16 protein-coding genes and 1 tRNA gene are annotated in these 23,722 nt (G+C 46.3%); 7 read left to right on the top strand and 10 right to left on the bottom strand.

Going from position 1 to position 23,722, the window contains the following annotated elements; all coding sequences use genetic code 11:
- The first annotated feature begins 430 nt into the window (after positions 1-430).
- From radA to KO473_RS16265, 5 genes are all read left to right on the top strand, one after another.
- The gene (gene radA, locus KO473_RS16285) at positions 431-1,798 is read left to right on the top strand and encodes a DNA repair protein RadA (RefSeq protein WP_005810649.1); all 1,368 of its coding nucleotides are present in this window, start codon (positions 431-433) and stop codon (positions 1,796-1,798) included.
- Between the two features lie 54 nt (positions 1,799-1,852).
- Entirely contained in the window at positions 1,853-2,227 is a 375-nt protein-coding gene (locus tag KO473_RS16280) for a GxxExxY protein (RefSeq protein WP_005823085.1), read from the top strand.
- 43 nt (positions 2,228-2,270) lie between these two features.
- The gene (locus KO473_RS16275; protein WP_032537645.1) at positions 2,271-3,860 is read left to right on the top strand and encodes an NAD(P)/FAD-dependent oxidoreductase; all 1,590 of its coding nucleotides are present in this window, start codon (positions 2,271-2,273) and stop codon (positions 3,858-3,860) included.
- A gap of 8 nt (positions 3,861-3,868) precedes the next feature.
- Positions 3,869-4,468: a response regulator transcription factor gene (locus KO473_RS16270; protein ID WP_032537738.1), complete on the top strand. Its 600-nt coding sequence runs from the start codon at positions 3,869-3,871 to the stop codon at positions 4,466-4,468.
- A gap of 237 nt (positions 4,469-4,705) precedes the next feature.
- Positions 4,706-7,108: a TonB-dependent receptor gene (locus tag KO473_RS16265; RefSeq protein WP_005823080.1), complete on the top strand. Its 2,403-nt coding sequence runs from the start codon at positions 4,706-4,708 to the stop codon at positions 7,106-7,108.
- A gap of 153 nt (positions 7,109-7,261) precedes the next feature.
- Here the strand turns inward: KO473_RS16265 and KO473_RS16260 are convergent, their stop codons facing one another.
- From KO473_RS16260 to metA, 3 genes are read right to left on the bottom strand one after another with little or no spacing between them, the layout of a single operon-like run.
- A complete protein-coding gene (locus KO473_RS16260; RefSeq protein ID WP_005823078.1) occupies positions 7,262-8,236 on the bottom strand; it encodes a hypothetical protein in 975 nt (324 codons plus the stop codon).
- A complete protein-coding gene (locus KO473_RS16255; RefSeq protein WP_005823076.1) occupies positions 8,233-10,059 on the bottom strand; it encodes a U32 family peptidase in 1,827 nt (608 codons plus the stop codon). Before KO473_RS16255 ends, KO473_RS16260 begins: the two co-directional genes overlap by 4 nt.
- The gene (metA, locus tag KO473_RS16250) at positions 10,056-10,973 is read right to left on the bottom strand and encodes a homoserine O-succinyltransferase (protein WP_005810659.1); all 918 of its coding nucleotides are present in this window, start codon (positions 10,971-10,973) and stop codon (positions 10,056-10,058) included. The genes KO473_RS16255 and metA overlap by 4 nt, the downstream gene beginning before the upstream one ends.
- Before the next feature lie 159 nt (positions 10,974-11,132).
- Here metA and KO473_RS16245 point away from each other — a divergent pair, with 159 nt between their 5' ends.
- Positions 11,133-11,303, top strand: a complete 171-nt coding sequence (locus tag KO473_RS16245; RefSeq protein ID WP_005810660.1) for a DUF362 domain-containing protein — start codon at positions 11,133-11,135, stop codon at positions 11,301-11,303.
- Between the two features lie 162 nt (positions 11,304-11,465).
- Here KO473_RS16245 and KO473_RS16240 read toward each other — a convergent pair whose 3' ends face one another.
- The 4 genes from KO473_RS16240 to KO473_RS16225 form a co-directional block, all read right to left on the bottom strand.
- A complete protein-coding gene (locus tag KO473_RS16240; RefSeq protein WP_005823072.1) occupies positions 11,466-12,659 on the bottom strand; it encodes a pyridoxal phosphate-dependent aminotransferase in 1,194 nt (397 codons plus the stop codon).
- Between the two features lie 82 nt (positions 12,660-12,741).
- Positions 12,742-13,956, bottom strand: coding sequence for a bifunctional 3,4-dihydroxy-2-butanone-4-phosphate synthase/GTP cyclohydrolase II (locus KO473_RS16235; protein ID WP_005778652.1), 1,215 nt, complete (start codon positions 13,954-13,956; stop codon positions 12,742-12,744).
- 11 nt (positions 13,957-13,967) lie between these two features.
- A complete protein-coding gene (locus KO473_RS16230) occupies positions 13,968-15,872 on the bottom strand; it encodes an LptF/LptG family permease (RefSeq protein WP_005823070.1) in 1,905 nt (634 codons plus the stop codon).
- 76 nt (positions 15,873-15,948) lie between these two features.
- Complete coding sequence (locus tag KO473_RS16225) at positions 15,949-16,335, bottom strand: START-like domain-containing protein (protein ID WP_005823068.1); 387 nt, start codon at positions 16,333-16,335, stop codon at positions 15,949-15,951.
- 219 nt (positions 16,336-16,554) lie between these two features.
- Between KO473_RS16225 and KO473_RS16220 the strand changes: the two genes are divergently transcribed.
- Positions 16,555-16,631, top strand: a tRNA-Met gene (locus KO473_RS16220).
- Positions 16,632-17,304: 673 nt separating this feature from the next.
- Here the strand turns inward: KO473_RS16220 and KO473_RS16215 are convergent.
- From KO473_RS16215 to KO473_RS16205, 3 genes are all read right to left on the bottom strand, one after another.
- The gene (locus KO473_RS16215) at positions 17,305-18,060 is read right to left on the bottom strand and encodes a NigD-like protein (protein ID WP_005823066.1); all 756 of its coding nucleotides are present in this window, start codon (positions 18,058-18,060) and stop codon (positions 17,305-17,307) included.
- Between the two features lie 104 nt (positions 18,061-18,164).
- Positions 18,165-21,113 carry a glycosyl hydrolase 115 family protein gene (locus tag KO473_RS16210; protein ID WP_005823064.1) on the bottom strand — a complete coding sequence of 983 codons (2,949 nt, stop codon included), beginning with the start codon at positions 21,111-21,113 and terminating at the stop codon, positions 18,165-18,167.
- 174 nt (positions 21,114-21,287) lie between these two features.
- Positions 21,288-23,681 carry a hypothetical protein gene (locus KO473_RS16205; protein ID WP_005823062.1) on the bottom strand — a complete coding sequence of 798 codons (2,394 nt, stop codon included), beginning with the start codon at positions 23,679-23,681 and terminating at the stop codon, positions 21,288-21,290.
- Positions 23,682-23,722 lie beyond the last annotated feature (41 nt).

The following is a 23,722-nucleotide window of genomic DNA, read 5'->3' as shown; positions in this document are numbered from 1 at the left end:
CAGAGGCTCTCTTTTCAGGAAACGAAGCCTCTGCCGGCAGGAAGTTGACACTCTACTTGCACGAAGTTAACATTGTGCCGTCATGAAGTTAACATCCTGCCGCTATGAAATTAGCATCTTACCGCAACGAAGTTAATAACCTGAAGCCCTAAAACCGAATAAACTAACGACGGAAATGCGGAATATGCAGTTATTTGGGAATATTTATTCAAGTTCCATTTCCGGAATGCAATCTTATCGCACAAAGCTTGTCAGCGAAGCCGGCCAATAGGCGACATTGAGTCAGCAATCCGTTCATTTCGCTGACAATCGGCCAGATGCTTTATCCAAAAGAATAACGGCTTCCCGGCATCCAAAAGTCAAAAGCTATATTCTGTTTGGCAGAAAAAGACGAAATGCGTAACTTTGAGACCTATTTATCAAGAGATCAATGGCAAAAGAGAAAACCGTTTATGTATGCAGTAACTGCGGACAGGAATCACCCAAATGGGTGGGCAAGTGTCCTTCGTGTGGCGAGTGGAATACTTATGTAGAAGAAATCGTACGCAAGGAGGTTCCGAATAAACGTCCGGTATCGGGCATCGAATCGCCTAAAGCCAAACCTGTCACCCTGAACGAGATCGAAGCGGACGAGGAACCCCGCATCGACATGCACGACGAGGAGTTGAACCGGGTACTGGGCGGCGGACTGGTGCCGGGATCACTGGTGCTGATCGGTGGCGAACCGGGTATCGGAAAATCGACTCTGGTACTTCAAACCGTGCTCCACATGCCCGAACGCAGGATACTCTACATCTCCGGAGAAGAGAGTGCAAGGCAACTGAAGCTCCGCGCAGACCGACTGACACAAACGTCGAGCGACTGCCTGATTGTGTGCGAAACGTCGTTGGAGCAGATCTATGTACACATTAAGAATACACGTCCGGACCTGGTAATCATCGACTCCATACAGACCATATCCACCGAAAGCATCGAGTCTTCGCCGGGAAGTATCGCGCAAGTGCGGGAGTGCTCGGCCTCCATTCTCCGGTTTGCCAAAGAGACGCATACTCCGGTATTACTGATCGGGCATATCAACAAAGAAGGCAGCATTGCCGGTCCGAAGGTACTGGAACACATCGTAGACACCGTGCTCCAGTTCGAGGGGGACCAGCATTATATGTACCGTATCCTGCGCAGCATCAAGAACCGCTTTGGCAGTACGGCCGAACTGGGTATTTACGAGATGCGGCAAGACGGTCTTCGCCAAGTCAGCAACCCATCGGAGCTGTTGCTGTCGCAAGACCACGAAGGCATGAGCGGGGTAGCCATCGCATCTGCCATCGAAGGAGTCAGGCCGTTCCTGATAGAAACACAGGCACTTGTCAGTTCTGCCGTTTACGGCAATCCGCAACGTTCGGCAACCGGATTCGATATCCGCCGCATGAACATGCTGCTGGCTGTGCTTGAGAAACGTGTCGGCTTCAAGTTAGCACAGAAAGATGTCTTTCTAAATATTGCCGGGGGGCTGAAGGTGAACGACCCTGCCATCGACCTGGCTGTTATCAGTGCCATCCTTTCATCCAATATGGATGCCGCCATCGAACCGGAAGTCTGTATGGCAGGTGAAATCGGGTTGTCCGGTGAAATCCGTCCGGTGAACCGGATCGAACAACGTATCGGTGAAGCCGAGAAGCTTGGATTCAAACGGTTTATCCTGCCTAAGTATAATATGCAGGGAATCGACATGAAGAAGCTGAAGATAGAACTGGTGCCGGTGAGAAAGGTGGAAGAGGCGTTCCGGGGACTCTTCGGATGAGTTCACCACAGAGGACACAGAGGACACGGAGTTAAAAAATAGAAAGACATAGGAATGGAAGAGATTAATATACTTACCGGCAAGGTTCTGGGATTAGCTTTCGAAGTACATACGCAACTGGGAGCGGGATTATTAGAAAGTACTTATGAGACATGCTTATTCCACGAAATTATCGAAGCTGGCATAAAAGTGGAAAGACAAAAAAAATTGCCTATCATATATAAAGGTAGTAAACTGGATACCGACTATCGGTTGGACTTACTAATTGACGACCGGCTTATTATAGAGCTAAAAAGCGTGGAAGCGCTACTTCCGGTACATTCTGCCCAAATCCTGACTTATATGAAATTGAGTAATATTAAGTACGGACTATTATTAAACTTCAACGTTGCAAGCCTCAAATACGGCATCAAACGTTTCATATTATAAACTAATTAAACTCTGCGACCTCTGCGTCCTCTGTGGTGAACCTATGATACAAGAATACCAACTACGAATCCTCCCTGAAATTGCCGCCAACGAGCAGCAACTCAAGACATACCTTTCTCAGGAGAAAGGGCTGAACCTGCGTGATGTAACCTCTCTCCGCATACTGAAACGGAGCATAGACGCCCGGCAACGCACCATCTTCGTCAACCTGAAAGTGCGGGTATACCTCAATGAAATGCCGACGGATGATGAATACGAACGTACTATATATAATAAGGTGGAAGACAAGCCACAGGTAATTGTTGTGGGCGCCGGACCCGGCGGATTGTTTGCCGCACTACGACTGATAGAACTGGGGCTGCGTCCCGTCGTTGTAGAGCGTGGCAAAGATGTACGCGAACGCAAGAAGGACCTGGCACAAATCAGCCGGGAGCACCGGGTAGATCCGGAGTCGAACTATAGTTTCGGTGAAGGGGGAGCAGGCGCTTACTCGGACGGGAAACTATATACCCGGAGCAAAAAGCGGGGAAACGTGGACAAGATACTGAACGTATTTTGCCAGCATGGGGCTTCCACCGCCATCCTGGTGGACGCCCATCCGCACATCGGTACGGATAAACTGCCACGGGTGATAGAGAATATGCGTCATACGATTATCGAATGTGGCGGTGAGGTGCACTTCGAAACCCGGATGGACGCACTGATCATTGAGAAGGGGAAGGTGAAAGGCATTGAAACCCAGACGGGCAAGACATTCCTCGGACCTGTCATTCTGGCGACAGGGCACTCGGCACGGGATGTATACCGATGGCTGGCGGCCAACAAGGTGCCCATCGAGGCGAAAGGCATTGCCGTCGGGGTACGCCTGGAACATCCGGCAGGACTGATAGACCAGATCCAATACCACAACCGGAACGGAAGAGGGAAATACCTGCCGGCAGCCGAATACAGTTTCGTCACACAGGTGGAAGGCCGGGGGGTATACAGCTTCTGCATGTGTCCGGGAGGATTTATCGTACCTGCCGCCAGCGGGCCGGAGCAGGTGGTGGTCAATGGAATGTCGCCCTCCAACCGTGGCTCCCGGTGGAGCAACTCGGGCATGGTGGTGGAGATACAGCCGGAAGACATCATGAACGACGAACGGTTAACGATGAACGATGAAGCAGAAGGGAGCCATCCCGAGCTGGCGGTGCTGCGCTTTCAGGAAGAGCTGGAGCGCCAGTGCTGGCTGCAAGGAGGCAGACGACAGACGGCTCCCGCCCAGCGCATGGCAGACTTCACACGCAGGAAGCTGAGTTACGACTTGCCGGAATCGTCGTACAGCCCGGGGCTTATCTCTTCTCCGCTGCATTTCTGGATGCCGGAGTTCATCACCGGCCGGCTGTCACAGGGCTTCCAGCAGTTCGGACGCAGCAGCCACGGATTCCTCACCAACGAGGCGGTAATGATAGGCGTAGAGACACGGACTTCATCGCCGGTACGCATCGTGCGGGACAAGGATACATTGCAACACATCACCCTGCGCGGACTCTTCCCGTGCGGTGAGGGGGCCGGTTATGCGGGGGGCATCGTCTCGGCAGGAATCGATGGAGAACGATGCGCAGAAGCAGTAGCACAATTTATGAATCAATAGGACTTATGATGAATCACCAACCCGAAATAGCCATCGTAGAGGCGAACACCCTCACCAGCCTGGGACTGAAAACAATCCTGGAGAGGATGATCCCCATGGCAGTCATCCGCACGTTTCCCGGTTTCGGCGAACTGATGGACGACACACCGGACATGTACGCTCATTACTTCATCTCCGCACAGATCTATGTGGAGCATAATGCTTTCTTCCTCCCCCGGAAACGGAAAACCATCGTACTGGCGGGAGACAGTCACCAATTCCAGCTTTCGGGCGTCCCGATACTCAACATCTACCAGACGGAAGAGGGGTTGGTGAAGGATATCCTGAAACTCCACCAGCACGCGCACCACGACGGTTATCCGGTGAAAGACATGCCTCCTGCCTCGCCTGCCGCCACCGGACACGAGCTCTCGGCACGCGAGATCGAGGTGCTGGTGCTGATCACCAAAGGGCTGATCAACAAAGAAATCGCCGACAAGCTGAATATCAGCCTGACTACGGTGATCACACACCGGAAGAACATCACCGAGAAGTTAGGCATCAAGTCGGTCTCCGGACTGACCATCTACGCGGTGATGAACGGATACGTGGAGGCGGACAGGATATAAGCCTGCTTTTCACCACAGAGGACACAGAGGGCACAGAGGATATTTTGAGTTATCGATTGCGCTGTGGGCGCTGTCCGCTCTGTGTACCCTATATACACTACCCTATATTCACTATATACCTTACTCTGTGCCCTCTGTGTCCTCTGTGGTGAATCCGATATATCCTAATAAATGAGGATTGCCGTTTAACATTTTTTGCTGCATCTTTGCAAACGAATCAATGAAAAGATACAGTAAATGAAGAAAAACAGCATTCTTATTGCTCTTGCCCTCTTTTCGGCCAGCAGAACATGGGCCGGGGAGCTGCCGAAGGACACACTGAAGGTGATAGACGTAGAAGAAATCGTAGTCATCGCCGCTCCGAAAGAAAACCGCAAACTACGGGAGCTGCCGACCGCGGTCACCATGCTCTCGCAGCAGGATATGCAGGCCAACCAGGTAAATTCCATCAAAAGCCTGACTGCCCTTGTGCCGAATATCTTCATACCGGACTATGGTTCCAGGCTGACTTCCGCCATCTATATCCGCGGAATCGGCTCACGCATCAACACGCCTTCCGTGGGGTTGTATGTGGACAACGTACCTTATATCGACAAATCGGCGTTCGACTTCAACTACGCCGACATCGAACGCATCGACGTGCTGCGCGGCCCTCAGGGGACCCTCTACGGACGCAACACCATGGGCGGACTGATCAAGGTGCACACCAAATCGCCTTTCAGCTATCAGGGCACCGACCTCCGTCTGGGTGCCGGAAGTTACAACAATTACAACGCTTCGGTGACCCACTACCATCGTGTATCGGATCAATTCGCTTTTTCAACGGGCGGATTCTACGAATACGGCGGCGGATTTTTCAAGAATACCTACCTTAACAAAAGAATAGACAAGAGTCAGGCAGCAGGCGGACGGTTCCGCGGCATTTACCTGCCCGGCGAGAACCTGAAGCTGGACCTGAACATCAGCTACGAGTACAGCCACGAAGGGGGATATCCGTACTTCTACACAGGAAGAGTGGACCCGGCGGAAAGAGAGGACGATCCGCGAAAAGAACGAATCGGCAAGATCTCGTACAACGACGAGAGCACCTACCGCCGCGGGCTGCTGAATGCGGGAGTCAACATAGAGTACCAGGCGCAGAAGTTCATCCTGAGCGCCGTAACCGGATTCCAGAACCTGAACGACCGCATGTTTCTCGACCAGGACTTCACGGAGAAGAACCTGTTCAACCTGATTCAGAAACAGAAGTTGAACACCCTCTCGGAGGAAGTGATGCTGAAATCGAAACCGGGAAGCAACTGGCAATGGACTACGGGCGCCTTCGGTTTCTATCAGTGGCTGAACACGGACGGACCGGTGATATTTAAAGAAGACGGGGTAAAAGAGGTGATAGAGGGCAACGCCAACAAGGCCTTCGCCAACTTAGGCCCCAAAGCCCCCCGGATGGCGCTGACGGTGAACAACCCGACACTCCGCGTCAGCGGCAACTTTGACACTCCGATACTGAGCGGAGCGATCTACCACCAGTCTACATTCAACAACCTCTTCACCGAAGGGCTCTCCTTTACCGCCGGCCTGCGCCTGGACTATGAAAAGATATCGATGACGTACAACTCCGTCAGCGACCCGATGGACTTTGATTTCAGCATCAGCATGCCGCCCATGCTGAACCTGAAGGACCAGCACATGAAGGCTCCGGCATCCTTCAAAGGCAAGCTGAAGAACGATTACCTGCAATTGCTCCCCAAATTCGCCCTGCAATATGAATGGCAAAAAGGGAACAGCGTCTATGCCACGGTTTCACGCGGCTATCGTTCGGGAGGATACAACGTGCAGATGTTCTCCGACCTGGTGCAGAGCGAACTGAAGAACTCGATGAAAACCGCCATGATGGAAAGCGACGTGTTCAAGAAATACGCCGGGATGATCGGCCAGATGATGCCGGAAGAGAAGATCGACGTGAAGGCATCGACCACGTATAAGCCCGAATACTCGTGGAACTACGAAGCGGGCGCGCACCTCACCCTGTGGGAAGGCCGTCTCTGGGCCGACCTCGCCGCCTATTATATGGATACGCGCGACCAGCAGATAGCGCAGTTTGCCGAAAGCGGACTGGGACGCATCACCATCAATGCCGGCAAGAGCCGAAGTTATGGCGCCGAAGTCGCCCTGCGCAGCAGCCTGACAGACGCGCTCAGCCTGAACGCTAACTACGGATATACGTATGCCACGTTCACCGATTACGTCGTCCGCCAGAAAACGGAGGACGGCAGCCTGCAAGAAAAAGAGAACTATAACGGCAACTACGTGCCTTTCGTCCCCAAACACACGCTCAACGTGGGCGCGCAATACATCTTCCGCATCGCTCCCCGCCACTGGCTGGACCGGGTACAGGTGAACTTGAACTACAACGGTGCCGGACGGATCTACTGGACGGAGCAGAATAACGTCAGCCAGTCGTTCTACGGAACTCTGAACGGGCGTGTCAGCCTGGCAAAGGGGAACGGACAAATCGACTTCTGGGTTCGCAATGCGCTGGATAAGAAGTATGCCGCGTTCTATTTCGAATCAATGGGCAACGGATTCATGCAGAAAGGTCGTCCAGTGCACTTCGGAGTAGACATAAGATGCCGATTCTGAAACAATAAAACCAGACATAAGATCGACTAATTTTTAGTTTAAAAAGTAAGGGGCGTTAGTTTAAAACCAACGCCCCTTACCTTTTACACCAACCGCCTTTTGGTTTTAAACCAACGAAGAGTATCCTCTCAACATCTATACCGCATTCTCGGTTTATTCGTTAATAGCCCCGCAATGAGGACATTGCCCCTTCCTTCGGAGTTTCTGCCCGCAGTTCCCGCAACAGTATTTATAGCCGGAGTTCCTACGCACTTTCTTTACAAAAAGCCAAATAAAACCGGCCAGGAAGAGATAGCCGATATAAATGTGAGTGGTCAGGATGAAGAAGAAATAACAGAAAATGCAGCAAGACATCAGCCCCAGCAAGTAGAAGACGGCGGCCGCCGGAGTAAGCTGGCGGAACAGATCGTCGAGCACGGCCAAGGTGACAATGATAAACAGCCAAATGCCGGTCAGGAATACCGAAAGAATGAAAGGCACCTTGAATGGCGACAAGGTGGGATTGAAGTAAAAATGCTCCCAAGTATCGGGTACAAACACTTGCATCGTCTCGTAGACGGTAGCGCTGAACGCCATCAGCAGACAGAGGAAAAGAGGATAGACGCTGTCGATATCATTGAAGTAGACCATCTGCAACCGCTTTTTCATAAAAGCACGGAGCAGCCAGACCCCGACAAACAAGGCGAATATAAAAACAAAATATGAAGCGTGGGTATCACTGAACAGATGGATGAACTGTGAAATACTGTCAGTCGGCACGAACGAGCGCACCAACTCTTTATTACGTACCCATCCCTGCACTTCCTGAGAACGGGCCACTTTTACCCAGATACTGTCTATACTGTCCTGAGGATGGACAGAAAACTCCGCTACGACCACACGGTCACCCTTGTACAGATTGACATAAGCATCCTTCAACGGAAGATATTCCAACCGGACCGAATCGTCCAGTACCTCCAGGTTCGTGTTCCACGTATAATGATACTTGGAAAGGTAAGTCAGAGAGTCTTTGGTCTTCCGGCTTACTCCCTCCACCGGAAGATCAGGCAGGGAATAACGGCAGGAAGCCAGCAGAACCATAACCACCGAACAACACAAAACTACGCAGAACCGGACCTTCTCTCTCATAAGGCACTCACTTTCATCTGGCAGTTCCGGCAGTCAAATTCCAGGCGGAAGCGTTTGCCGTCCGTCGATACCAGATAATAGGGTTCACGATACGGAGAGCGTTCCCGTTGATGAACCGGACACCAGCCCATGCTGTAGCGCAGGCAATGTTTGCAGAACATCAGCACCGCCTTCTCCACAGGCGTCCGCTCAAAAGCGGGAGCAATGCTTGCCACGCCATGCCCGGCATAAAAAGAGGCAGCCCGCGCGTTCATCACATTTCCCAGATAGGTCAACGTGCTTTGCGGGAAGGCATGAGCGGTAGGTTTCAGCACAAACAGCTCTCTCCGGTAGTTGATACGGCGGGCGGAAATCAGTTTCTCAACAGCCTGCCGGCGGAAATCGGCCAATACCGAAGCAGGCAGAAACCAGTTCTCCGTGAAGTCGATGTCGACGCGTAGCGCTTCAAAAGGAGTGTTGCCAAACTTCGCCAGCTGTGTTTTCAGGTTCTCTTCCTGTGGTGTACGTGCCGGCTCTTTCTCACGTGCCAGAGACAAAGTTACACTGTTATCATCCTCATCCGTCAGCGTCAGGGCGAATCCGAAGGCAGTGTCCGCCAGCCGGACAGACACACCAATCTTACGCTCGGACGACCGGCGGGCGAGCGTCTTCTCAAACTCCTGGTCGAAGTTACGGTACAACACCGTTCGGGGCTTGATTCGGGGCATCTCCTGCGGATAGAGCTTATTGCCCTCCACCCGGTTGATGCGGAAACCTTGCAGTTTGCCTTGCTCGTCAATGTAGCAAACACCGTCACCGTTATTGAACGACTTCAATCCCGCCACGGTCAGATAATTCCCCCTGGCCTCTTTCATCGTCCCCATCTCCTCTCCTAACGACTTGGGGGTGTCGAACGAAAAAGCATCCCTGGTACGCCCGTGCAGGAAATAATGCGTAAAACCACGGCTGAAACTCTTGTCCAACTGAGGCTTGAAAGCATAACGGCAGCTGCCGGAAGAAGCACGCACATACTCCTTGCGGCAGGCAAGGATGGCATCCAGCTTCTGGCGGTAGGCGGCCGTCACGTTCTTTACATACGAAACGTCCTTCAACCGGCCTTCTATCTTGAAAGAAGAGGCACCGGCATCGAGCAGCGCCTCCAATTCCTCACTTTGGTTGAGATCCTTGAGTGAAAGAAGATGCTTGTCCTTCACGATCACCCGATCATTCGAATCAACCAGGCTGAACGGTAAACGACAGAACTGGGCACACTCACCCCGGTTGGCACTACGCCCGAAACAAGCCTGGCTGACGTAGCACTGCCCGCTATAACTTACACAGAGCGCTCCGTGCACAAAGATTTCCAGAGGCACGTCGGGGCAGGCTTCATGTATTTTGCCGATCTCCCGTAACGAAAGTTCACGCGCCAACACCACTTGCCGGAAGCCGGCATCGGCCAGAAATCTCACTTTCTCTACCGTACGGTTATCCATCTGCGTGCTGGCGTGCAACGGAATGGGTGGCAACTTCAGACCAGTGATTCCCATATCCTGCACGATCAACGCATCTACACCGACACGATACAGGGTCCAGATCATCTCCTCGGTCTCCTTCAGTTCTTCATCTTTCAGGATCGTATTGACTGTGACATAAATCCGCACGTTATACAAATGGGCATACTCCACCAAAGCGGCTATATCTTCCAATGAATTGACCGCTGCGGCACGGGCACCGAACTTCGGCGCACCGATATATACGGCATCCGCCCCATGATCGATGGCAGCCATGCCGCATTCCAGGTTTTTGGCCGGAACCAGCAATTCTATCTTACGTTGTTTTATCATCTGATATCTTCAATATTATAAGGAGTCTCCTGATAGACGAAATAGTTCAGCCAGTTGGAGAACAACAGGTTGGCATGTCCGCGCCAACGCACCAGCGGCCCCTTGTCCGGATCATCATCTACATAATAATTGCGAGGAACCTCGATAGGCAAACCTTTCGACACATCCCGGCGGTATTCCGTATCCAGTGTCAACGGTGAATATTCCGAGTGCCCCGTAACAAAGAACTCACGCCCACCGCGAGCCACCACCATATACACTCCCGAGTCGTCCGACTCCGAAAGCAATGTCAGTTCAGGCACCTTTAGTATATCTTCTTTCCGCACTTCCGTATGCCGGCTATGGGGAACATAAAATTCATCATCGAACCCGCGGAAGATGGGATGCAACGGAAGCAACGTGCGATGTTTGAAAATGCCGAACATCTTCTTATCCAGTGCATACTTGGGCACACCGTAATGATGGTACAGACCGGCCTGTGCGGCCCAGCATATATAGAGCGTAGAGGTGACATGGGTACGTGCCCAGTCAAATATCTCCGTTATTTCGTTCCAATAATTCACCTCCTCGAAATCCATCTGCTCTACCGGCGCACCGGTAATGATCATACCATCGTACTTATCGTCCCTCATCTTGTCGAAGTCAGTATAAAATGTCTTCATGTGTTCTATCGGCGTGTTCTTCGAAGTGTGGCTCTTTATCTTCATAAAAGATATCTCCACCTGAAGCGGAGTGTTCGAGAGCAAACGCACCAAGTCTGTTTCTGTCGTAATCTTCAACGGCATCAGGTTGAGGATGACAATGCGTAGCGGGCGGATGTCCTGTTGTGTTGCGCGGGAGTTATCTATCACAAAGATATTCTCCTCTTTCAATAGTTCTATCGCAGGAAGCTTATCGGGTAAATTTAAAGGCATAATTGCATACGTATTTAATAATCAATGCAAAAATAGTGTTTTCCTTATTTAGAAGATATACAAATTAAAACATTTTAATCAAAATCGATACCAACTAATGATTAAAAACTCTATTTTTGTACCTACAAATTAGTACTAATAATTAAAATATCAAACAAAATGGCTTACGTAATTAGTGATGATTGTATTGCTTGCGGAACTTGTATTGACGAGTGTCCGGTTGGCGCTATCTCTGAAGGTGATATTTATTCAATTGATCCTGAACAGTGTACAGACTGTGGTACTTGTGCAGATGTATGTCCTTCTGAAGCAATTCACCCAGCTGAATAATACAATCCCCCAAAACAAGATAAAGGCTGCTTTCCTGATGGAAAAGCGGCCTTTATTGATTTTTACCCCTACCCAGGTATTGAAACCGGATACTCTTAAAAATAAAGAAGGATGCATCTTTTCACTGATGACACCCTTCTTCTCTATCTGATTGGCAGAGGCTTATTTCAGTTTAGCCAATGCTTCTTTGATACGACGGATCGCTTCAACTATATTTTCATCGCTGGTGGCATAGCTCATACGGATGCATTCGGGAGCACCGAACGAAGTACCGCCTACACACGCTACATGGGCATCCTCAAGCAGATACATCGCCAGATCATCCGAATTCTCAATCTTACGATCCCCAACGGATTTGCCAAAGAAAGAACTGCATTTAGGGAACAGGTAGAAAGCGCCTTCCGGCACATTCACCTCAAATCCCGGAACTTCTTTCGCCAACTTCACAATCAGGTTACGACGACGTTCGAAAGCCTTACGCATCTCTTCCACCGGAGCCTGAGAACCTGTATAAGCAGCCTCAGCAGCCTTCTGAGAAACTGAGCAAGGACCCGAAGTATACTGTCCCTGAAGTTTATTGCAGGCTTTCACAATCCATTCCGGACCGGCAATGAAACCAATTCTCCATCCGGTCATCGCATATGCTTTTGACACACCGTTTACAATCACCGTACGTTCTTTCATCTCGGGGAACTGAGCGATACTCTGGTGTTTTCCGATATAATTGATGTGCTCATAAATCTCGTCGGCAATGACGATAACCTGCGGATACTTAGCCAATACGGCTGCCAGACCGGCCAACTCTTCTTTGCTGTAGACAGAACCGGTCGGATTAGACGGTGAGCAGAGAATCAAAGCTTTGGTCTTCGGAGTGATGGCAGCTTCCAGTTGGGCAGGAGTGATTTTGAAATCCTGTTCGATACCGGCAGTAACAATCACCGGAGTACCTTCGGCCAGTTTCACCATTTCCGGATAGCTTACCCAGTAAGGAGCAGGCACAATCACCTCATCACCCGGATTTACCAACACCATAATGGTGTTACATACAGATTGTTTTGCACCATTTGCACAAGAAATCTGAGCGGCTGTATATTCCAGACCGTTTTCTTTCTTCAGTTTCTCTACGATTGCATTGCGCAAAGCCGGGTAGCCCGGAACCGGAGAGTAACGAGAGAAGTTGTCATCTACCGCTTTCTTGGCAGCTTCTTTGATGTGATCGGGAGTATTGAAATCGGGTTCTCCCACACTGAGGTTAATTACATCAACACCCTGAGCTTTCAGCTCAGCGCTTTTTTGCGACATAGCAAGAGTCGCCGAAGGCGACAAGCTGTTCAAACGGTCTGATAGTTGGTTCATTTCGTATCTATTTTATTGTTGTTGAGTGAATTTGATTGCAAAATAAACTATAATATTTGATATATGAAAGCAAATAGACAGTTTACTTATTAAAATGAAGCGTATGCCCCATCCGCTCTTTCTTTGTCTTCAGATAACGTACATTATAAGGATTCGGTTTAACCTCTATTCCCACGTTCTCGGTAATCTCTAACCCATAGGCTTCCAGACCGATACGTTTCACCGGATTATTCGTCATCAACTTCATCTTTTTCACTCCGATCTCACGCAAAATCTGCGCACCGACCCCATAATCACGTTCGTCAGCATCAAAACCCAAATGGAGATTGGCATCTACCGTATCATATCCTTCTTCCTGGAGTTTATAAGCGGCAATCTTGTTCATCAAACCGATACCACGACCTTCCTGATTCATATAGACAATTACCCCTTTTCCGGCAGCTTCGATCATCTGCATAGCTTTATGAAGCTGCTCACCACATTCACAACGGCATGAACCGAAAATATCACCAGTCATACACGAAGAGTGCACACGTACCAGAATCGGTTCGTCTTTGTCCCACGTTCCTTTTATTAATGCAATGTGCTCCATCCCGTTCGATTTCTGACGGAAAGGTATCAGACGGAAATGTCCGAACTGCGTAGGCATATCCACTTCCACTCCTCTATCAACAATCGACTCCATCTGAAGACGGTATGCGATCAGGTCTTTGATGGAGATTATTTTCAATCCGAAACGACGGGCCACTTCCACCAATTGGGGCAGACGAGCCATGGTTCCGTCTTCATTGATGATTTCAATCAACGCGGCAGCAGGATACAAACCGGCAAGTTTAGCCAAATCGACACTCGCCTCAGTATGTCCAGCGCGACGAAGGACTCCACGCGAACGGGCACGCAGAGGATTGACATGCCCCGGACGTCCCAAATCGGAAGGTTTTGTCTTCGGATCGGCCAAAGCACGGATAGTCATAGCACGGTCGTGCATGGAAACTCCCGTCGTGCATCCCTCAAGTAAATCGACAGTAACCGTAAAGGGAGTCTCGTAAATTGAAGTATTGGATGACACCTGCATATCCAGTTCCAACTCGGCACAGCGTTCTTCCGTTATAGGAGCACAAAGTACGCCACGGCCATGAGTCAGCATGAAATTCACTTTTTCCGGAGTAATCTTTTCGGCAGCAATAATGAAATCACCTTCGTTTTCACGATCTTCATCATCTACCACAATTACGAAATTACCCTCTTTGAAGTCGGCTATCGCCTCTTCGATGGTATTCAGTCTTATTGGTTCCATACTCTTATATCTTAATTTTTGTTATTAATATCCTTTATTGTAAGTTCTACATCCCGGTTCAATGCAATTATCCGTTCCATATCCTTATTCAGGCGTATACGGAAAGCCCAGATACGGAAATAGAAAAATAAACCGATAGGCATCAAAATTCCAATTGCCATATTAAGCCAATAATTATGGAACGGACGCACATGTGCGTTTACAGGGATAATCGGATATTTCTCCAGCTTCTGAAGCAATATCAACGAACGGGTATTGGACATCTCATCTACCAATGACTCCATACGGTTGTTAATCGCAATGATCTCCTGATCCTGACCGGCAGTCATCCACAAACTAAAATAATTAGGAGCTTTAGACAACCGGTTCTTTTCCATATAGTTTTTACACTCCTCCGAAAGTGCATCCAGATCAGAGGGAAGACGCCGATAATCCGGATCATGAATAATCACCTCCTTCTTTGACAGATGGCGGACACTGCGCACACCGAATACTCGCTTAAACCAAGCAATATAAACATCAGTATTCAATACCACAGAATCTTTATTCGATTTATAAGTCAGGAAATATCCCAGCGGAGCCAGAATGGCGGAACTCATCCACATCCCCATCCATACAATCCACTTCCCGTCTCGAGCCATTTTATAGCCTGTATTATCAATAATATAATAAATGATAAAGGTAAACACGGAAACAATAACCGGCATACCCAATCCACCTTTGCGGATAATGCCTCCCAAAGGTGCGCCAATAAAGAAAAATAAGAGACAGGAAAGAGAAATTGTGATTTTCCGATGCCATTCTATTTTATGTCTTCGTATGCTAAGATCATTCTGAGCCATTGTAAAGCTCTTAAACCCCCAATCACTCGACAGATTCTCCGTACGGCCAACGGCTGAAGCTATGATCTTCTGCTTATTCATCAAGGTAGCAACTTTAAACAGACTATCCACATTGTAATCGCCAATGCGCGCTTCCTCCATCTTCAGGGTATCTTCCTTGGTCAGTCCGGCCGCAGTGCGATACGGCCCCTTACTTGCTTCAATGTAATACTGCCTGCCGATACTATCGGCCAATACTGTCATAGAATCGATAGAAGCCTGTATTTTTATCATATCTTTGGTAGTAGACTGATTACTCATAATACTGGCATCAGCCATATTAAAGTCTGAGTCGAACTGAATAATCGAATGCTTTTCACGGAAAGACTCACGACGGTAAGGGACATTCTTCGAACTCATACTCTGTGCTTTCAGGTTCTCAAACATTTCTCCACTGTACAGATGCAAGTAGAGATGCTGTTTATCAGCAGTCATTTCCAAACGTCCTGAATCAGCAACTATAATACGAGCATTATCAAAGTTATTGGAGAAGTCATAAATGATCACATCATAAAGCATACCCGTTTTACGGTCCTTTCTTTGTACTTTCAGGTTATAACCATCTATTTCATCATAAAAAACTCCTTCGGGAATATCTACCTCAGGAGATTTCTGCTTCATCGAAATGAGCAAAGTACCCAACTTGGCTTGTGCCCGCGGCCCTATGACATTTTGGAAATAGAAAGATACACAACAAATGGCGAAGACAAGGACAATGAGCGGACGCATAATTTTAAGCAGCGAAATGCCTGCTGCCTTCATGGCGAGCAATTCAAAACGCTCGCCAAAATTACCAAACGTAATTAAAGAAGCCAACAACACTGCCAAAGGCAGAGACATCGGTACCAGACTCAACGCAGAATAAAAGAAGAATTGAGCCAGCACACTCATTTCTAACCCTTTTCCCACCAATTCGTCTACATACTTCCACAAAAACTGCATCATGAAGATGAAGAGGCAGATGAAAAATGTACCGACAAAGAGTAATAAGAAACTCTTTATTATAAAAATATCTAATCTTTTTATGCGTAGCATCTTAATAGTTTCATGCAATTAAGATACAAAATTAGCACAAAAAAAGGAGTGCAAAAAATTTTTGGTTGAAAGTTAACTAAAAACCGCATGTTCTACGTAACTTACTCACTTGGGAATCCCACAATTCCTTCAAATCATCAACCTCTTCCGGATCAGAAAAGTCACTAATTTCAAGCACGTAATCGCCCGTCAATTCATTATTACTCATTTTTATTTCAAAATACTCCCTTTCATTTTCGTCATCAAGCCAATGGAAACGAATAAACGAATAGGCCCGAATGGCAACAATAGCTGCCTGACGCTGTTCGGTTTTACCCCAACAAAAAGTCACTGTTTTATCATCTGATACTACTTTGTCTGCAAACCAGTCCTCCAAACCGGTAGGTGTGCTTATTGCTGACCAAAGAATATTTTTAGAAGTCGCATTCAGAAGGTATTCCAAATGTATTTTCTCCCTTTTCATAGCTTTATTATTGATTGTGTGTGCCAAGATAAATACTTTTTTCTAAATACAAGGCATAATTAATTCACTTTCTTCATTACATCTCTTCTTTCAGAGTCAGAAATAGCCTGTTCATCATACTTTCAGAGATGTTTTTTTAAGTTAAACACAAAAAAGATAGAAAATGTTTTGGAGATTAAAAAAAAGGCTCTATCTTTGCACCCGCAATCGAGAAACAATGGCGGGATAGCTCAGCTGGTTAGAGCGCATGATTCATAATCATGAGGTCCCCGGTTCAATCCCGGGTCCCGCTACCAAAAGAAAATTAGCGTTTAGGAGGCTTCCACTCTTGGGCGCTTTTTTATTGCCCGACACACTGCTTCCCTCATACATTCCACTCAGTTATCAACAAGGTTATTAACAGGTATCCACTAAAGTTATCAACAGGATAACAAAATAAGCTTCAATTGATTACAAGTTTACATTCATTCTATTAACCATTACTTCAAACAGGCTATCAACAAGAGAAAATGATAATGTTTCAACGATGTAAGTCTATTTACTGAAACGAGGTAAATGCAGGAAGTCAAAACAAACAATCTTATCGAAAGGTTCAACCATCTACTTTTTTATCAAAGCACATATACTTATTAAAATAGCAAATATCCCCCGCTAAACCTTATAGGAGAAAATTGGGGAGTAAAAGTTCTAACATTACTCCATAAGATTAAAAATCAAGTAATTATAAGTATTAGTTACATTCCTGCAAAAGGCTTGTTTTAACGTACTGTTAAAACAAGCCTTTTGATAATAAAGAAGAAGTCTTTTGTACACAAAAGACTTCTTCTTTGCAAATAGAAAAAAAACGTTCTGAAAAAGGCATTAACAATGTTAATAGAAAAAGGCTACGCTCCTATCTATTTTCAGATCCCGGCAAGCCGTATGATCCAATCGAGATTCACAGAAACGTAACCTTTTGGGCTTGAGAAATCATTTTAAGTTCAAATTACTTCTTACCGATGTGATTGCTGCATTAACTGGTGTAACGGACTTTTGAGTGCAATAATCAAACTCTGCAGATTTATCGCCGGTAAATGATTTCCATTTTAGTTTTAATTTGACAGTTTTACCATTTGTATCCGGCAGACCATCCAGTTTAAAAGCAACCAGACCATCTCCCATCGTACCATATGTATCTCCGTACGCATGATGACGGAATTCTACCTCATAAAGATTTTCCGGATTCTGGCTTAACACTAAATTTACGAAATGGGCTTTATGATAGTCTCCCCACGTTGTTCTGAAACGTAGAGTCAAATAACCATCTTCTGCAATAGTCACCCAGTCATTCACAATTTCGACTGGATCCGTGCCATATACAACATCATTTTCCGCCCCCAGATCAGGTGCAATCGATTTGGTCAGAATACTATCTATCCAGTTCACCTGTATGGCCTTATCATATTTTCCGCCTGATTCATCCAATTCATCATAATTCACCAATGCCCTTACTTCTTTCTCGCCAAAAGGAGAAGAGGTCATATTAGTAGGCAACAATGTCGTGCTATCATTCAACTGTAAAAAGCATGAACCATCAGTCGCGTTTTTCACCGTTACAAGAGCATTAGGAAATCCTCCTACATAATAGTACTTATCATTGTCATCCAGACAAGACTGTAAACCGGCAGAACAAACAACCGCCATCGCAATTATAACTCCTTTATTCAAGAATGAACAGACTTTCATAATAGATTTCATTTTCATTAGACATTCAAAATAGGTTCTCTCTATTTATAGAAATAAAACAATTCCGAAAAGCCTGCATCCAAGAATGTTAATTAAAAATAATATCAATGGCAAAGAGTACTTTCAGGTCCCAAATATGATCTTTTGAGACCGCCCATATCAATTACTATTTTCTGAATCACTGTTCCGGGATCTCCACAACGAATCTGCAAGGTATGCTTGCCGGGAGCTTTTACATAAAGGGTTGATTTGTTCACCCTGCAATTCTTCAATACACTATCATACCAGATCTGCGAGTACTCTATGGCCGAAGTAGATGGGGTGGAAATAGAGCCATCGTCAATACGGACACTGTATTTTGTATCCGAATTGGTATGCTCCGGTAGTTTGTAATCCCGCTCAGCATGTAAAGGAAAAGTTGGTAGTACATAGGTATACACATCAACTATCCCTGCATTGAAAGTATAGAAATCATATTCTACCCTGGGGACCTCACCCGATCGGTACATCTGTAACGGAGCTGTCGGACTGCCTATTTGCAAGGCAGAGCCTTCGAAACCCAATCCTGGCAGTATGTGCATCTTAATGTCATTACTCTCAAATTTACGGTGAAAGTCAGTAGCAGGCAGAGATACATAACCATTTTCTTCCACAAAAAGTCCCTGTAACTCATCCCGTGCCGGAACCATCGGATTGAATACAGATACAAACACACGCTCTTTCTGCATCCCGGAAGAGAACTCTATCCCTCCTGTGACCTTCTCCCCTACGGGGACTTTATCCCAGTCGATAGATACCCGGATCCGATCCTCTGTAAAAGTAATGCCCGATTGACAGGACAAAACAATCCATTCGTCAGAGGCTACCGATTTCCAAGCCAATTTTCCACCTCCTTGATTATAAATATCGATCCAGTGACTTTTACGGGAATACGTGTTGAACGTAGGTAAAACATGACAACTGAAACCTCCCCGGTCCAGTTGTTCGCTTTCGGCCTGAACAGCTAATTTCGGATCACCTGCCGGCATATAGCATTCCTCCATCAAGGGAAGCATAAAATAAGAACTACTTCCATCATAATTTTGTCTTAGAGACATCATGTATTTCCACTTACCATTCAAGAGAGAATTATACCTATCGGTAATAACCTCTAAACTATCGTGACAACATTCTACTTCTCTTTTCAGATTATTGGCAGCGGCACGTTTCTGACGCACATACTGTCGGTACAGTTGCCCTGTCATATTCATTCGATTCATCAATTCAGCGCCTTTTACCGGATAATACAGCAGTTGGTACAGTGCGGGTCTGGCCGCCTCTTCTAATGTAACCAGCATATCTTCTGCCTTTTTACCGATACGCCGGTACTCTGCCAGACGTTTCCCAGCCTCTTCATAATTCGTAAAAGAAAATTCTGTATCAGTACGTTTTTCTCCTCCACCCCAATAATTATTCCAATATCCCCAACCCATATATTCAGGTTTTCTGGAAAAAGCCAGGTTTATATGCGAACAGGTAATATCCTCCAACGTATTGTAATATTGTTCTCCAAACATCTTTGCCAACCAACGGGCAGGATAGGTATGCACATTTTTTTCGTTGAACTGCTCAATATCATAAGCCATATCGAGAAAAAACGAAACTTGTACCTCGGAACCTTTCAGGTCTCCGCAATTCGCCAACCAAATACAATCAGCTGTAGTATCATACGCTTTGCGAAGTTCTTCATACATCAATGCCGGAGGAGTGGTGCTAAACCATAAATAGCTATGGGGTACTCCAAGGTAGGAAAGGTGATAATATACCCCCGCACGTCCCGCACGCTTTTGTTCCTGCGGACCACTCAGCCGTTTCATGTAACCAAAGTTATCATCTGCCCAAATAATAGTGACATCTTCCGGCAGCTCCAGACCATTCGAATAAATATCCAATACCTCTTTATAGGGAGTAAATGCCTGGGGAATGGTTTCGACAGGCTTATTAATATGTTGGGCTATCAGATTCCGCTGATCCTTCAATGCACTCTCCAGCATCTTTACCTTCTCTTTCATCGGCACATTGCCACCTCCCATGGCGGCGTCATGTAATCCCCTTAAAGCTAATGTATATACATTCTCGTAAGTGCAAATTTCCTTCACACGATTGCTTAATATTTCGTTAATCTTATTCTTGTTAGCGTTATAATCCCACGGCCCCATCGTCTCACTATGCCACTCACTGGCTGTATTTAACAATAGAGGTTCACAATGACTGGACCCCATGACAATGGCGAATGTATCGGCTACCAGTTTATTCTCAGGAATCCGGTAAAATGCCGTGGATACAGGATGCATGGCTGGAGCCAGGTGGTTAGCTTTCAAACGCAGCAACAACTCGCAAATCTTCGCGTAGGTACGGGGACCTATATTACCACGTTCTTCCTCAAAGGTTTTAGCTGCCCAGGGCTTCAACCCCCAGTCTTCATCATTCAAGAAAATACCTCTATATTTCACCGAAGGAGTTTTAGAGTAAGTGGCCGGAGCATCAATATACAGTGCTTCATGCTTTTTTATTGGAACATCGGCCCACCAATACCAAGGAGACACCCCTATCATCTCGGAGATGGAAAACAAACCATAAGCAGCTCCCCTCCGATCACTCCCGGCTATGACCAGGGCTTTATCCACCCCCGGATAAGGTTTGTCGATCGTTTGAATCAGATATCGTTCCCAAGCCCCTTGCAACGGGCGTATATCGATTTTCCCCTTTTGCGCCAACTCCTGAATCCATTTATTCTTTTCAATAGTTCCGACAATAACCAGGAAGTTCGCTCTTTCACGCTTTTGGATTAACTCAGGCTTTCGGCCGGTCACTCTTTCAACGTCAAAAGCAAATAACTCTGCCGATTTTTTGATGACAAGTTCATCATTTACATCATAATAAATTTTGGCTTGTAACTCAGGAGTAGTCAAAACAAAGCTGGTCTCCCCCTCCGAAAGTCGCTCTTGCACACGAATCTGTGCGTAAGAAGTGCAGGCATACAAAAGCACTGCCAATAAAAATAAATGTCTCATTTTGTGTTTCTGTTAGTGTTATTTCATTCTATGCAAAGATAAGTATTCCTATGAGTAAGCCAAAGTTTCTCATAAAAACAGTTTCTTCAAAAAACATCCCCTATATTCATAAAACGAAACATATCACACATCTCGTTTTATGAATACAGGGGATCAATGAAAGTTATCGAATAATTAATAACCGGATTGCCCAAAGGCCCAATCACAGTATCCTTTGGGTAAAGAGCGGGATTTGCCACCAAAAGTCACAGAGAACGGTTGTTTTAAGTTACAATGCAGATTCACGATTTGTTTTTCGTCTGCCTTTACTGTCAGTGTATTACCTTTTCCGGATACACGACAATTATATCCAACCACCTCACCATTTGGACGTTCTATCACAAAAGCATTAGTCAGTACCGTCTCACCAATACACTTAAACAGTTCGTGCACATCATTATCCTGAGTATTGACTGTCTGCCAATCGCTGATCATGTTTACATATTGTTCGCCAATAACAAACTTACGGGTATCATATAATTTGGGATGCGGATTGCCAAAACTAAGATCTGAAAAGTTCAATTTTGTATCAGCACTGCATGCCTGCTCTACTTCAAGGTGTGGATCAACAACAAAAGCCCAACGCAACTGTCCAGTCTTATAATCAATCAAATTAGCAAAAGCCCCCATTGCATTAAATGTCTGTTCCAACCATTTTTCGTCACCTGTCAACAAATAGGCATAATAGGTAGCATATGCACGCCATCCGCTCCAACCATGTGGCGAATTAAACATATTCGGTAACATTTGCACATCGTATTGCGCTTCCCAATAACGCATAGTACCTTGCCGGCGACGTCCATCAGGAACACGAAGCTGAGTCAGACAATCGTGACTATTAAGAATCTTCAGCATTGCATCAGTATAATATTTACGTGTTTCAGCATCTTTTTCAAGAACCCCCATCATACCGATCTGTAAAGCCGAACAAGAAATCATTCCATCCTCAAATGTCAGCTCTCCTTCTGTCTGGAAATCACCTTGTGATGCAACCAATTGGTCGATTGCCTTTTTGGCAGATAAAAAATGACGTTCGGCACAATCTTTCCAAAACGGATCTTGCTCACCCTGTTTACGTTCAAGAACGGCAAGTTCTAAAACACTTTTAGCAATATAAATAACACTGGTATAGACTGTTCCGTGATTATAATAGGCTCCGTCATCACGCTGAGAAGTCCGAATCATCCAGTCAGCCAATTTCGATGCTTTCTTCAGATCCTCCAAATTTCCCTGTGCCTCATACTTATCTGCCAACATCCCAATTGTAGTAGAAGTATTTTGAATACGAGTTTTAAAATACAATGGCTCCACTTTTTCCGGATCATGCAATTTATTGTAGAGCTGATCAAAATAATCACTCAATTGTTTATCCAATGTTTTATCCGGAAAATAACGGGCGGCCAGAAAGGCCGAATAGAACCCATACCAACTTTCGGCATGTGATGTGGGTTTCTGATGATAACGGGCTACATTCTCACGTGCCTTTTTCATCACCCACTGCCAAGGATGATGCACCGTCCATACCGCTTCGGCAACCTTATTGCCCGAACGGACGGAAAGAGTATAAAGTCCTGCATCTTCCAGTTTAACCTTTCCTATCCAACGTTTACCCTCCGCTTTAGTCAGCACAACAGGTAACTCTGCCCCCGCATCATTAGTTACTTTTACCTCTGGAGTATCCGCTGTAAGCATGAATGACGCTTCCTCATGCGCAGCATAAGAGGTCTGACGAATATCAATCAAAGGAATATCTGCAGCTTGTGTTATAGCATATTCCAAATTATCCAGCTTCCCCACATTGATGAACAGGAAGGTCCACTCTTTACTTTCGCCTTGTTTCAACTCATACAAATCTTGCGGATGACGAGACGGTAAAGGTAAAGCATTCAACAAGTCAAGATTTAGCGATTCAATGCGATGCCCCATGAACCAAAACGGTGCCGGATCCTGATATCCCAAATTATAGTCCACACTCCAAGATGCTACAGGCTGTTGTGACACAAGTCCCAATGTATGTCCGGAAGGAGTCTGCAGATACCCGTAAAAATGAGTCTTTTCATTTCTCATCAAAGTTGGAAAATATTTACCGAACCAATCCGGATATTTGTCCATATATGTATCGATACCTAACTTAAGCCCTGCCTTCTGAGGTTGAAAAGGAACTGGTGACTCGTTAGTCAACTTTACCCTCAATGCAGGTTGCCCATGAACTTTTGTATAGGAAATGCAGCAAAGCACCCCGTCTATTTCGCTGCGATAGGAAGCATATCCATCCGGAATCCAAGGCGCACGTATCTCTTTTCCCTCGCGTTTAGCATAGAAAGAGGGGCCGGCATGATCGCCCTTACGGAAAAAAGGTACTGTATCATTTCGTTGTTTATTTTTAAATATTAGTTGTTCCGCACATCCGGTTTCAGAAATTCTCCATTCCCAACCAGGGTGTTTCAAAACAATTTGTGCCGGCACCTTTAAGCTAAAGCTCAGCACTCCAAACAATAAGATTGTAACATGTGTTTTTCCAATAAACATGATTTTTTGTTTAATTCTAAATTATAAAACAATGGATCCCA

It is taken from the genome of Bacteroides sp. HF-4919, from assembly GCF_018860125.1.
This window is presented reverse-complemented; position numbering and strand designations above follow the sequence as displayed.